Source organism: Shinella sp. GW821-FHT11G07, from assembly GCF_058808115.1.
Genome location: NZ_JBXARJ010000001.1, coordinates 759400 through 772253, shown reverse-complemented (window position 1 = coordinate 772253; position 12854 = coordinate 759400). Strand labels below are relative to the sequence as shown.

At 63.8% G+C, this 12854-nt stretch carries 12 protein-coding genes; 3 read left to right on the top strand and 9 right to left on the bottom strand.

Annotated elements, in window-relative coordinates; genetic code table 11:
• Nucleotide 1: 1 nt before the first annotated feature.
• From ku to AC1RT2_RS03305, 7 genes are all read right to left on the bottom strand, one after another.
• Entirely contained in the window at nucleotides 2-850 is an 849-nt protein-coding gene (gene ku, locus AC1RT2_RS03335; protein WP_493099465.1) for a non-homologous end joining protein Ku, read from the bottom strand.
• A gap of 71 nt (nucleotides 851-921) precedes the next feature.
• On the bottom strand, nucleotides 922-1371 hold the full coding sequence (locus tag AC1RT2_RS03330; RefSeq protein ID WP_493099463.1) for a c-type cytochrome: 450 nt from the start codon (nucleotides 1369-1371) through the stop codon (nucleotides 922-924).
• A gap of 12 nt (nucleotides 1372-1383) precedes the next feature.
• Nucleotides 1384-3552 carry a xanthine dehydrogenase family protein molybdopterin-binding subunit gene (locus AC1RT2_RS03325; protein ID WP_493099461.1) on the bottom strand — a complete coding sequence of 723 codons (2169 nt, stop codon included), beginning with the start codon at nucleotides 3550-3552 and terminating at the stop codon, nucleotides 1384-1386.
• Between the two features lie 13 nt (nucleotides 3553-3565).
• Nucleotides 3566-4036 carry a (2Fe-2S)-binding protein gene (locus tag AC1RT2_RS03320; RefSeq protein WP_493099459.1) on the bottom strand — a complete coding sequence of 157 codons (471 nt, stop codon included), beginning with the start codon at nucleotides 4034-4036 and terminating at the stop codon, nucleotides 3566-3568.
• A gap of 83 nt (nucleotides 4037-4119) precedes the next feature.
• Entirely contained in the window at nucleotides 4120-4695 is a 576-nt protein-coding gene (locus AC1RT2_RS03315; protein ID WP_493099457.1) for an Isoquinoline 1-oxidoreductase subunit, read from the bottom strand.
• Between the two features lie 5 nt (nucleotides 4696-4700).
• A complete protein-coding gene (locus AC1RT2_RS03310) occupies nucleotides 4701-6851 on the bottom strand; it encodes a xanthine dehydrogenase family protein molybdopterin-binding subunit (RefSeq protein WP_493099455.1) in 2151 nt (716 codons plus the stop codon).
• On the bottom strand, nucleotides 6851-7306 hold the full coding sequence (locus AC1RT2_RS03305) for a (2Fe-2S)-binding protein (protein ID WP_493099453.1): 456 nt from the start codon (nucleotides 7304-7306) through the stop codon (nucleotides 6851-6853). The genes AC1RT2_RS03310 and AC1RT2_RS03305 overlap by 1 nt, the downstream gene beginning before the upstream one ends.
• Nucleotides 7307-7466: 160 nt before the next feature.
• Here AC1RT2_RS03305 and AC1RT2_RS03300 point away from each other — a divergent pair, with 160 nt between their 5' ends.
• The 3 genes from AC1RT2_RS03300 to AC1RT2_RS03290 all read left to right on the top strand — a co-directional run bounded on the left by AC1RT2_RS03300 (nucleotide 7467) and on the right by AC1RT2_RS03290 (nucleotide 10709).
• The gene (locus AC1RT2_RS03300) at nucleotides 7467-8186 is read left to right on the top strand and encodes a response regulator (RefSeq protein WP_493099451.1); all 720 of its coding nucleotides are present in this window, start codon (nucleotides 7467-7469) and stop codon (nucleotides 8184-8186) included.
• Entirely contained in the window at nucleotides 8180-9502 is a 1323-nt protein-coding gene (locus AC1RT2_RS03295) for an ATP-binding protein (protein WP_493099449.1), read from the top strand. Before AC1RT2_RS03300 ends, AC1RT2_RS03295 begins: the two co-directional genes overlap by 7 nt.
• Before the next feature lie 97 nt (nucleotides 9503-9599).
• A complete protein-coding gene (locus tag AC1RT2_RS03290) occupies nucleotides 9600-10709 on the top strand; it encodes an XdhC family protein (RefSeq protein WP_493099447.1) in 1110 nt (369 codons plus the stop codon).
• Nucleotides 10710-10731: 22 nt separating this feature from the next.
• On the opposite strand, the gene AC1RT2_RS03285 is transcribed toward AC1RT2_RS03290, so the two are convergent.
• Together AC1RT2_RS03285 and AC1RT2_RS03280 are read right to left on the bottom strand one after the other, a co-directional pair.
• A complete protein-coding gene (locus AC1RT2_RS03285; protein WP_493099445.1) occupies nucleotides 10732-11151 on the bottom strand; it encodes a hypothetical protein in 420 nt (139 codons plus the stop codon).
• Nucleotides 11152-11740: 589 nt separating this feature from the next.
• On the bottom strand, nucleotides 11741-12514 hold the full coding sequence (locus tag AC1RT2_RS03280; protein ID WP_493099443.1) for an alpha/beta hydrolase: 774 nt from the start codon (nucleotides 12512-12514) through the stop codon (nucleotides 11741-11743).
• Nucleotides 12515-12854: the final 340 nt, after the last annotated feature.

Below are 12854 nucleotides of genomic sequence, written 5' to 3'. Positions count from 1 at the left end.
GTCAGCCTGCCTTTCGCCGGCTGGCTGCCGTCTTGCGCGCCGCTGCGGTTTTCTTCGAGTTGCGCTTCGACGTCTTCAGGCCGCTCTCACCGGCGCTCTGCCGCAGCGCCGCCATCAGGTCGACGACCTTGCCCTCTGCCTTCGGCTGCCTGATCTTTCGTCCCTCGATTTTTGCCTTCACCACCTCGGCCAGTGCCGCATCGTAGCGGTCGTCGAATTTTTGCGGATCGAAGCGGCCGCTCTTCGTCTTGATGATGTGCTCGGCCAGTTCGAGCATCTCGCCCTTGAGCTTGATATCGGGAATTTCGGAAAAATGTTCCTCCGCAGAACGGACTTCATATTCATAATTGAGCGTGGTCGCGATGAGACCTTCACCGTGCGGGCGGATCAGGATGGTGCGCACCCGGCGGAAGAGCACGGTCTCGGCCAACGCCGCCACCTTTCTGCTCTTCATACCGTCGCGGATCAGGATGAAAACCTCCTGCGCCTGCTTGTCCGCCGGCGCGAGGTAATAGGGTTTGTCGAAGTAAAGATCATCGATCTCGTCGCAGGCGATGAAGGCCTGGACATCCATCGTCTTGTCGCTCTCCGGCACGGCGGAGGCAACCTCGTCCGGATCGAGCACGATGTAATCGTCCTTGCCGGTCTCGTAGCCTTTCACCTGGTCGTCGCGCTCGACCACCTTGCCGGTCTCGCTATCGATGAACTCGCGGCGCAGCCGGTGCCCCGTCGCACGGTTCAGCATGTGGAAGGACACGCGCTCGTTCGTCGAGGTGGCCGTATGCAGAGCGACCGGGCAGACAAGCTCGGCCACCTTCAAAAACCCCTTCCAATTCGCTCTTGGCACCATGCTGCTCACTCCCGCTGCACAGCGGATGCAATGCCTCCAGGCCCTATTTGTTCCGACTTTTCAGGCTGTCTTCAATCCTGCACTCCCTCCGTCGGAACGGACCCCAGCCTCTTCAAATACGCGATGATGTCGGCGCGGTCCTGTGCCTGTGGAACACCGATCGTCATTGTCGTTGCAGGCACCGCTTTCCGGGGCGCCTGCAGAAAACGGTCGAGGCTCTCGTCGTTCCAGATGATACCCGAGCCTTTCAGGGCATTTGAGTATCGCGCGCCGGCACTTGTTCCGGCGCGGCGACCAAAGACGTCGTCAAGCGGTGGTCCCATTTTGTTCTGGCCGGTTATCGAATGGCAAGTGCCGCAACGGTTGAAGACGGTTTTCCCGCGTATCGGATCCCCATCCGCCAACACCGGCGTGGCAACGGCAACGGCGAGGGACACAATGAGGAGAAACCGGATTTTTCGAAACGTCACAATCTTCCGCCGACGGGCGGCAATGGCAACATTCTGGACTTCCGTCGTCATGGCGCTTCACCTCTAGGCAGGGATCAAACCGCTCTTCGTGAGCGGCAGATCGCGAATGCGCCGGCCGGTGGCGGCGAAGATTGCGTTCATGACCGCGGGCGTTGCCACGGCGATGGGGGGCTCACCGCCGCCGCCCCAGAAATCCCGGGATTGCAGCACGACCGTCTCGATCCTGGGCATGTCGGCCAGCCGGATGACCCGGTAGGTGTCGAAGTTGGTCTGCTGTATCGCGCCACCGTCTACGGAACATTCGCCGTAGAGCGCAGCCGATAGCCCGAAGACGCAGGCGCCCTCTGCCTGCCGGGCGATCAGTTCCGGGTTTGCGGCATTGCCGACATCGGTCGCCACGACGAGCCGGTCGATCCGGATGGCGTCATCTTGCAACGAGACTTCGGCGACCGCGGCGACATAGCTGCCATAGCCATTTGCGACCGCGAGGCCGCGAAAAACGCCTTCGGCCGGTTTTTCGTGCCAGCGCGCCCGTTCGGCGGCGGCGTTCAACACGGCTAAGTGTTTGGGATGTTTCGCCATCATGGCGCGACGGAATTCCAGCGGATCCTTTCCGGCGTGATGGGCGAGTTCGTCGATGAAGCTCTCAAGGTAGAAGAGGTTGTGATTGAGGTTGACGCCGCGCCAGGAGCCGGGCCGGATCGGTGGATTGTACATCACATGGTCGATCAGAAGGTTCGGGAGGTCGTAGCCGAGGATGCCGTTGCCGCTCGACAGGTTGAGCCCGTGGAAGGCGCGGGAATCGCCCCCGCCGGCAAGGCTCTGCGGCCGCAGCGAGCCCTGGATGGATTGGCCGGCGATGCGCATGTGCAGGCCGACGATGTTTCCGTCCGCGTCGAGGGCGCCCGTCATCCGGCAGCGGGTGACGGGATGGTAGAAGTCGTGGGTCATGTCCTCCTCGCGCGACCAGATCATCTTGACCGGCGTACCCGGTAGCTGTTTTGCAATCAGCACGGCCATGCGCGCGTAATCATGGTAGAGGCGACGACCGAAGCCGCCACCGAGATGCAGGCGGTGCACCTCGCAGTTTTCGATCGGTACGCCGCTCGCTTCGGCAATGGTTTCGAGGCACGCGCCGGCATGCTGGGTCGGCGCCCAGATCTCACAGCGGCCTTCCGTGTAGAGCGCGGTTGCATTGATCGGTTCCATCGCGGCATGCGCCTGATAGGGGTAGCTGTAGTCCGCGGTGATCACGCGCCCGCCGGCGCTGATGGCGGCCAGTGCGTCTCCGGCCTCCGCTCCGGCAAAGCCTTTCGCGGCCGCCAGCCCCTCCGTCAAACGCGTGGCGATGGCAGCATCGTCGAGCGCTCCGTGCGGACCCGCGTCCCATTCGATCTCCAGCGCATCAAGCGCCGTGTTCGCCTGCCACCATCGGTCGGCCACGACGGCGATGGTGGCGTCGTCGACCTTGAGGACATGGCGGATGCCGGGCAGGGCGAGGGCTGCCTCGGCGTTGAAGCGCCTGAGGCTCCCCCCGGCGATGGAACAGGCGCGGACCGCCGCATTCAGCATTCCGGGCAGGGTGACATCGATGGCATAGACCTGCTTGCCGGTCAGCTTGTCGGGCGTGTCCAGCCGGCGCAGCGGCTGGCCGGCAATGCGCCAGCTTTCCGGATTCTTCAGCGGCACGATCGGCGGGGGCTCGATCTCGGCGGCGAGGCTAGCAATAGCGCCGTAGGTGACGCGGCGTTGCGTGGGCGGGTGCTGGATGATGCCCTCGGCCACGCGGCATTCTTCGGGCGACACGCCCCAGCGCCGTGCAGCGGCCGCGACCAGCATGATGCGGGCCGCAGCGCCGGCGTGCCGCATGGGCTCCTGCAATTCGCGGATCGAACCGCTGCCGCCCGTCTGGAAATCACCCCAGACCTCGCCGCGGGCGAGGTTTTCGCGCGGGGAGACATATTCGGTGTGCACATTCTGCCAGTCGCATTCGAGCTCTTCAGCCAGGAGCTGGGCCAAGCCGGTCAGCGAGCCCTGGCCCATTTCTGACCGGGAGAGGCGGATCGCGACCGTATTGTCCGGATGGATGACGATCCAGTTGTTGAGTTCGCCGGGCCCGGTCTGCTGCGCCAGGCCCGATGTTTGCGGCATGAAGCCGAGGGCGAAGGCGCCGAGCGTCGTCGCCGACGCCTTGAGAAAAAACCGGCGGGAAACGGGCAAGGTAACGGTCATCGGATACCTCCTCTCAGCTCTTGTCTTGCGGGGATGCCGGATTCGCCGCCTGCACGATGGCAGCGGCAACGCGGGCGTAGGTGCCGCAGCGACAGATATTGGTGATCTGCTCTGCGATGAGGTCGGGTCCGGGGTTCGCATGCTCGGCAAGCAAGGCGGCCGCGGCCATGATCATGCCGGATTGACAGTATCCGCATTGCGGCACGTCCAGATCCAGCCATGCCTGCTGGACCGGGTGCAGCCCGTCCTTCGCCAGACCTTCGATCGTGACGATCTTCTGGTCGGGTGTGACGGCGTCCACCGGCATCGAGCAGGACCGTACGGCCATGCCGTTGATATGCACCGTGCAGGCGCCGCACTGGGCGATGCCGCAGCCATATTTCGTGCCGGTCAGGCCTGCCTGTTCCCGGAGCACCCACAGCAGGGGCGTGCCCGGATCGACCTCCAGTTCGCGATATTCGCCATTGATGTTCAAACTGGCCATAAGGCACCTCCTTCCAAGGGGTGACGCCGCAAGTGGCGGCTGAAATCGCTCATTGTTGGTACGGTCGGCGTGTCGCCGGACCGCTAGTCCGGGCAGTGCGCGCCGTTCTCGGCCCATACGCGGACCAACTCGCCGAACTCCCCGGCGGGAATTGACGGCTTTTCCCTCGGCAGGCCGTTCAGGTCGGTGCCGGGGTTCCAGGCCCAGAGCACGAGCGGGTCATGTCCCATATGCTCGACAAGCTGCACCGGCGTCATCGTGCTGCGCGCAGGGTCGGTGAGTTGGCGGCAGATGCCGCGCCGGTCGAGACCCTCCCAGGCCATGGAGAGCGGCGCGAGGTGCCAGTTGGCATTGCCGGGCACGCCCGAAGGCGAATTGTCGTCCTGGTGACAGGTCGCGCATTGCAGCGCCGGGCTGCCATGGTTGTTCGGCCCGCGCGCGACGCCCATATTGTGGCGAAGCCGCGCGTTGCCCTGACGGGGGAACTCCGTGTTGGTATGACAGTTCATGCAGCGCGGGTGTTCGATCACCGTCACGAGGCGCTCGAAGGCGGCAAGTGATGCCACCCTGTCCTGATGGGAGGGTTGCTCCTGCGCCGTGACGGCAATGCCCGTTGCGACGATCAGGACCGGTGCGAGAATGAAATAAGCTGCCCGCATCGCCGTCACACCCGAAGATCGTGGTTGCTGATCGGCAGGCTGCGCAGGCGCTTGCCGGTCGCGGCGTGAATCGCGTTGGTCAGGGCCGGGGCCAGCGGCGGCAGGCCGGTTTCGCCGACCCCGCCCCAGCGTTCGCCGTAGCGGCCGAGGCTCGGCACCAAGGCGACATCGATCATGGGCATCTCATTCATCCGTAGGTAACGGTAGTCGTGGAAGTTGGTCTGCTGCACGCGGCCATCCTCGATCGTCACCGCGCCGTAGAGTGCCGTCGCAAGCCCCTGTACGATCCCGCCTTCGATCTGCTGGATCGTGATATCGGGATGCACGACGAAATTCGGATCGACGGCGCAACTGATCCGGTGCACCTGGAGGAGACCGTCCGTCACCGAGATTTCAGCGATTTGCGCGCACCAGGCATTGTCTCCCTCGACGATGGCGATGCCCTGATGTCGGCCCGCGGAAGCCTTGCCCCAGCCGGCGAGCTTTGCCGCAGCGTCCAGGGTGGCGAGCGCACGGGGATTGTCGGCCAGCATCTCCCGGCGCAGCAGATAGGGATCCACCTGGCGTTGGGTGGCGATCTCGTCGAGGAAAGCTTCGCGGAACCAGCCGTTCTGCGAGAGGTTGACCCCGCGCCAGAACCCGACCGGAATATGGCTGTCCCGGCGCGCGACACCCACTTCGAAACGTGCGACGGCATAGGGCATGTCTTCCTCGACAAAGCCGTCCATCAACGCGTTGTCGACGCCTTCCTTCAGCCAGAACGGGGCGAGGGAGGCGGCAATCGAGGAGCCGGAAATGCGGACCTTCCAGCCGAGAAGCCTGCCGCCGGCGTCGAAGCCGGCCGTATGGCGCGCCAGAACCATCGGCCGGTAGTAGTCATGCGTGAAATCCTCTTCGCGCGACCAGATCATGCGGACCGGCACGCCGGAGACCTGCGCGGCGATCTGCACCGCCTGCCGGGCCCAGTCCTGCGCCAGGCCCCGCCGGCCGAAGCCGCCGCCCAGTTGCAGTTTGTGGACGAAGATCTGCGAGGCATCCCGCTGCATGAGACGGGCGATCGTGTTCGTCGTTCCCTCGCCATTCTGGGTCGGTGCCCAGAGGTCGATCCGCCCCGCCGTGACCTGGGCCGCGCAGACCTGCGGTTCCATGGTGGCATGCGCGAGGAAGGGCGCCTCGTACTCCACGTCGAGCACATGCGCGGCATCGCGAAGGGCGGCATCCACGTCGCCGATCCGGTGGCCGATGGCCGCGGTGGGGTCGGCAAGACCTTCCCGGAACATCGCCCGGAGCGTGTCGTTCGACACGCCGGCGCCGATGCTTTCGTCCCAGGTGACGGGAAGCGTTGTGACTGCCGCGTTCGCCTGCCGCCATGTATCGGCGACGACGGCGACCGCATCCTCGCCGACCTGAACGATGTGGTGCACGCCCGGCAAACGGGACACATCGGCGGGGTCAAAGGACACCAAGCGACCACCGATCGTCGGACAGTTCCTGACGGCCGCATGCAGCATGCCGGGTAGGTCGACATCGGTGGCGAAGATCGGCGTGCCGAAGACCTTCGGGCCCGCCTCCAGTCGGGCGGCGGAGGTGCCGATCAGTCGCCATTCGGACGGATCTTTCAGGCCGACAGGTTCTGGAACCGGCCGCCGGGCGGCCGCGGCCGCAAGCTCGCCGAAGCGAAAGGTCCGTCCCGTCGCCGCATGGGTGACGAGGCTGTCCCTCGCGCTGCATTGGCCCGGCGGAACGTTCCAGCGCGCCGCCGCTTCGGCGATCAGCATTTCACGTGCCTGGGCGCCGGCCTGACGCAGATATTCCTGTGAGGCGCGCACGGAGATCGAGGTCGAGGTCACCATGTCGCCCCAGGGCTTGTCGCGCGACAGGTTCTCGTTGGTATCGGCATATTCGGCGCGCACCTTCGACCAGTCGCATTCGAGCTCTTCGGCGACGAGCATCGGCAGTGCTGTGAAAATGCCCTGGCCCATGTCGCTGCGGGCAACGCGGATCATCACCGTGTCGTCGGGCGAAATCACCACCCAGGCCGTGACCTGGCCGGAGGTTTCCTGAGCGCGCATTTCCGGCAGGCCAACCAGCATGCCGCCGGCAACCGCCGAAACGCCAAAGAGGAACTGCCTTCGATTGAGAGCGGGCGTCCTCATCAGATCAACTCCGCCGCGCGGTGGATGGCGGCCCGGACACGATTGTAGGTGCCGCAACGGCAGAGATTCCCGGACATCGCCGCATCGATATCCGCATTGCTTGGCCTGGGGATTTCGCGGAGCAGGGCGGCTGCCTGCATGATCTGTCCCGATTGACAGTAGCCGCATTGCGCCACGTCGATCTCAAGCCACGCGGTCTGGACCGGATGGGGCGTCTGCGGGGTGCCGAGACCCTCGATTGTCGTGATTTCGGCCTCCGCCACGTCCGCAAGCGTGGCGACGCAGGACCGCAGCGCCTTCCCGTCGGCATGGACCGTGCAGCAACCACAGAGCGCCGCCCCGCAGCCGTAGCGCGTTCCCAAAAGCCCGAGTTCGTCGCGCAGGGCCCAGAGAAGCGATGTGTCTTCGGGAAGATCGATGTAGTGCCGTGATCCGTTGACCTTGAGAACAGGCATTCTTGCCTCCAGCAATTGAGTAAGAGGCAAAGTAGGATCAACATGTCGCAGAACTTTCCCGCGATGGACAAGAATTGTATCGGATTGTCGCAGCTGCCGGATGCAATTTGTTACAATTTTTCTCTGCCGGAAAATCACTCCGATCTTGTATGGAAAGGCAATGGCACCGCTTCCTTACATCGTTGTCACCGATGACAACCCTGAGATCCGTGAACTCGTCGCCGCTTACCTTGGCGAGCGTGGATTCCGCGTCAGCACGGCCGAGGGCGGCACGGCCTTGCGACAGATCCTGCAGGTCTCTTCGCCGGATCTGGTCATTCTCGACATCATGATGCCCGAGGAGGATGGTTTCGCCCTATGTCGCCATCTGCGCGCCAACAGTGAGGTTCCCGTTCTCTTCCTGACGGCGATGACCGATGAAATGGACCGCATCGTTGGCCTGGAGCTGGGGGCGGACGACTATCTCGTCAAACCCTTCAATCCGCGCGAGCTGCTTGCTCGTATTAAGGCGATCCTCCGGCGGGTTCAGTCCCTGCCCCCGCAGCGCGACGTCATCCGGGCGAATTTCGTACATTTCGGCTCCTGGCGGCTTGATACGGGTCGCCGCGAGCTTGTCGGCGCCGATGATGTCGGCGTGCCGCTGTCGTCGGCCGAGTTCCGCCTGCTGAAGGCTTTTATCGACCATCCGGGCATCGTGCTGAGCCGAGACCAGCTTCTCGACCTCACGGTGGGCCGCATCGCCGATCCGTTCGATCGGGCGATCGACAACCAGGTCAGCCGGCTGCGCAAGAAGATCGAGAACGATCCGAAGAACCCGGAAATCATCCGGACGCACTGGGGAGGGGGGTACAGTTTCACGCCCTCGGTCGCGAAATGCTGAAACTGTGGAGACATAGCCTTGCCGGCCAGTTCATCATCGTGATGATGGTCGCCCTGCTTATCTCGCAGGCGATCGGCTACATCCTCGCAGCGAGCGACCGCATCCGCGACCTGCGCGCCTCCGAGGAGACGGAATTCCGGCGAAGCGCCAATGCGCTGGCGAGCGCGCTCGCTACAGCAACGCCGGAGCTTGCAAAGCGCATCACCGAAGCGAGCGGCACGCCCTATACGCGCTTCTGGGTCTCCGCCGTGCCCGAGCCGCAACCGGGGGCCGTCTGCGTTCCTCCCGGCACGGCGGGCAGCAATCCGCCGGGCCTGTTCCCGGAAAAGCCGTTGGCCGACTGCACGGAGAGCAGCTACATCGACGGCAACGGTCTCGGTCTGGCCGTCCCCTCCGGTGAACGCTGGCTGAACGGCATCTATTACAAGCGGTTCAGCAGCGGTTCCCTGCAACGCCAGTCGATCATCAGCTTCGTGCTTTCCGCCCTCGTTCTGGCGATCGGCGGCGGCATTTTCGCGCGACGCATCGCCCGCCCGCTGAAGGCGCTGAGCGATGCCGCGGATCGGTCAGGACGCGGCGAGCAACACCACCCCCTGCCGGAGACGGGGCCGGACGACCTGCGTAAGACGGCCGCTGCCTTCAATCGCATGCAAGACAGGTTGCACCGCTTCGTGTCGGACAGGACGCAGATGTTCGCCGCCATCGGGCATGATCTGCGCACCCCCCTGACGACGCTGCGGCTGCGCGCGGAGTATATAAAAGATCCCGCCTTGCAGGATCGCATCGTGGCGACGATCGAGGAAATGCAGACCATGGTAGACGCAACCCTCGCCTTTGCGAAGGGCGAGGCAACAGCCGGTGACACCCGGACGGTCGATCTCAACGCGCTTGTCGGCAGCCTTTGCGACGATATGGAGACGGTCTATCCGGGCATCACGTTCCAGGAGGGTGAACGGCTGGGCTTTCGCTGCCGCCCGGAAAACCTGCGCCGCGCGCTTCGCAATCTGATCGAGAATGCGGTGCGATATGGCGGCGTGGCACGCGTCAGCCTCGCCGCTTTTGACGGCGAGGTCCAGATTGCCGTCGAGGATGACGGGCCCGGCATTCCCGAAAACCAGCTGGAGGCGGTGTTTTCGCCGTTCCTGCGACTTGAGGAATCGCGCAATCGCCAGACGGGCGGCGTCGGTCTCGGTCTTTCCATTGCCCGCGCCATCGCCCACCAGCACGGTGGCGACATCCGCCTTTCCAACCGCAATCCGGGTTTGCGGGCGGTCCTGGTTCTGCCACGCGAACATCGGGCGGATATCGCCGCATAAAGGCATCCTGCGACAAAGTAATACAAAGCGCGCCCGTCACGGCAAACCTCAGCGACAGCCCTGCCTTAGGCTTCTCCCATCGCAAGAGGAGTTGGCAATGTCTGCACACGAGATCGCAAAGGCGGATTGGCCCGTCCACGGACTGGAGGGCGACGTCCGGGAATTTCTCGCCCAAGCGCTGGAAACTCAAAGAAAGGTCGCGCTCGCGACCCTCTACTCGACATCCGGTTCCGCAATCCGCGGCATCGGTGCCCAGATGGCCATCACTGATCAGGCCGTTGCTGGATCGGTCGCCGGCGGATGCATCGACGCCGACCTGATCAACCGGAGCCTCCAGGTGCTGGAAAGCGGCCGCCCCCAGTGGCTGACCTATGGAGAAGGCGGGCCGATCGACCTCCAGTTACCCTGTGGCAAATCCATCGAAGTGCTGGTCGAATTGCTATCGCCCGACGACCCGGCCCTCAAGGCCCTGCTGGAGGCAAGACGCAACCGAAGACATGTCGTCTGGATGTCGGATGGGGTGCAGCGTTCATGCCATCGCTTCCAGGGCGAGGGCCAGCCGCGTGCGCTGGCTGGTGCGATCGGCAGCCCCCGCTTCATCTGGCGACGGCATCTGCCCTGCACCCGGTTGATCATTTGCGGTCACGACGCGAGCATGCTGATCCTGTGCAAGGTGGCGATCCAGCTCGGCCTCGAAACCTTTCTCCTGCGCGCGGGCGGTCCGGAAACCGAGCCGCCGATCGAAGGGTTGCGCTATCTGCGTTCTTCTTCGGCAGACACGATCGCCCATCTGCGCCCCGATCCATGGACAAGCATCATCGCCGCAACCCATGATGAGGATCGCGATCTTGACATCCTTGATGCCGCCTTGGCGACGGATGCGGGGCATGTCGGCCTTCTTGGAAGCCGTAGCCGTTGGTCTCGTCTTGCCGGGGCGCTGCTCGGCCGCGGCTTCGCCTCCTCGCAAATGGCGCGCATCCGGTCCCCGGTCGGGCTGCCGCTCGGCAGCAAGGCACCCCATGCCATCGCCGCCTCCATCCTCGCCGAGGTCATCAGCGACCTCTCTGGTCACGCCGAAGAGCCAACCGAAATGGTGGCGCAGCAAGGCATGCCGAGCCGGGTGGCGGGCGATGCAGGGGAGGTTTTTGCTTCTCGCCAAGCGCCGCCGAGGGATTGGTTTGCCGTAAAATCCGCTGCTGTATCCTGAAACACGCCGAATTTGTGGGACCTTATTCGGGGAGCGCGTTTGAAACGAGGGTTCCAGCTTCTGAAGCTGCGATGCGGCACAGAAGCAGTCCCTGCTCGATCGCCAGCGCCTTGGCGGGCACGAAGTGGAAATCGATGCCGAGCGCCTTGCCGAAGGCGAAGGCGGCCAACCGTACCGGAACGGACGTCGGCTTTTCGCCGTCTATGACGATGGCGCCGAGGCAAAGGTGGCGCAGGCGATCCCTGTTGCGCTTGAAGAACAGGGCTCGTCGCCTGCGTTCCTCGATGCTTTCGTCATGGTCGTCGGTGGGAGTGTGGTCGGTGATCAGGACGAACCGCTCGCCCCGGTCCAGGATGTCTTCGAGCTGTGCTTCGGCCGAATGACCGGTCTTGATGTCCGGGTGAAGGAAGATGAGAGGGAATTGGCTCGGATCGATCAGCATTTTATCTCCCGCTGCAGAATGGCTATCTGCCGGCAAGACATGTCCTGCCGGCGACCGTCACGCGCCCGCGAAGAGGCCATCAAATCGCTGGAAGCAGCCAAACTCGCAGCCTGTCGTCCGACGGCGCAATGAACCAGCCCGAGCCGACATCCATGACGTGACCGCTGCCGTTCGAAACGGCTTGCCTGATTCCGGGTTGGAGACACCAGGTGTCCGGCACAACCCATTGTTGCAGGAACGCGCCGGCATTGATGTCCCAGTCGATCGCATGAATCCCCACGAGCGCTTTCGCCTGGACGTCGATCGGTCTTCACGAACCCCGGCAAAGGGGCCGATCTCGACGCGAGGAGATTCCACAAGACGAAACTTGGATTGTCGTCTTGTGCACGGCAAACCGCGGTTGATCGAAAGAACAAAGGGGGATTGTGCGTCGCCATTGCTTCCGTCAGCACACGGTGCCGCCTGAGGGCTGGGTGACTTGGTGGTCAAATTCGTGCGATCGGCACGGTGCTCGTATCGTTCTGACCGAAAAACCCCCGCCCGCTTGCGCGGCCGGGGGCTTTGTGTGTCGTCATCGACCTGTGTCGAATTACTTCCCGCCGTTTGCCGCATCCTCGATGATCTTCGCAACGGCCTGGGGCTGAGAGACATAGACGGCGTGGCTGCCGGCCTGGTCGACGGTGGTGGCGCCGGCGCGCTTTGCCATACCGCGCTGGGCGTCGACCGGGATCATGTGGTCTTCAGTGGCGACGAGATACCAGCTCGGCTTTTCCTTCCAGGCGGGAACCGTCACTTCACCGGCGAGCGCCTCGACACCCCACGGAACCTGCGAGTCGGCCATGAAGGCAGCAAGCTCTGGCTCGACGTCGGCGGCGAAGGCTGCGGCGAACTTCTGCTTGTCCAGGAAGAGGAAACCATCCTGCGGCGGCAGGATCGGCGGAACGGCTGCACCTTCCGGCGGGTTGGCGATGAGCTTCGCGATGGATTCGCCGGCATCGGGGGCGAAGGCGGCGATATAGACGAGACCCTTCACCTTGGGATCCGTACCGGCTTCCGAGACGATCACACCACCATAGGAATGGCCGACGAGGATGACATCGCCTTCGGCAGCGGCAATGGCGCGCTTGGTAACAGCGACATCATCGGCAAGCGAGAGGGTGGGGTTCTGGACGATGGTGACGTTGTAGCCGTCCTTCTTCAGGATGTTGTAGACGCCCTGCCAGCCGGAGCCATCGACGAAGCCGCCATGGACGAGCACGATGGACTTGGCGGGAGCGGACTGGGCGTGGGCGGCCGGCACGACGGTGGCAGCGGCGACGAAGAGGGAAGCGGCGGTAGCGAGCAGGGTGTTGACGATGGACATTGGGTCTCTCCTTTGATCTGATGCGATAACCGTTATCGCGATAATCATTTGATACGCGCGCCTCGCATCTTTGTCCAGATGTTTTTTATCGCGATAATTATTTTTTTGGCGATTGCGGAAATCGATCGTTTCTGCCGGAGGCTGCGGCCACCCGGCCGTCAAACGCTAATGCAACCGAAGGACCGGCTCCAATTCACAATCTGGCGGATTTGATGGTGAAGTCCAATCAGTCGGCCGCGGAGCGCGCCGCTCGAGGCAAACCCGCCCTTATGGATGTCAGGCGTGGCCGGATCGCGTTATATATTGGCCGATCCGCAGGAGACTGGGCTTCTGGACGTGG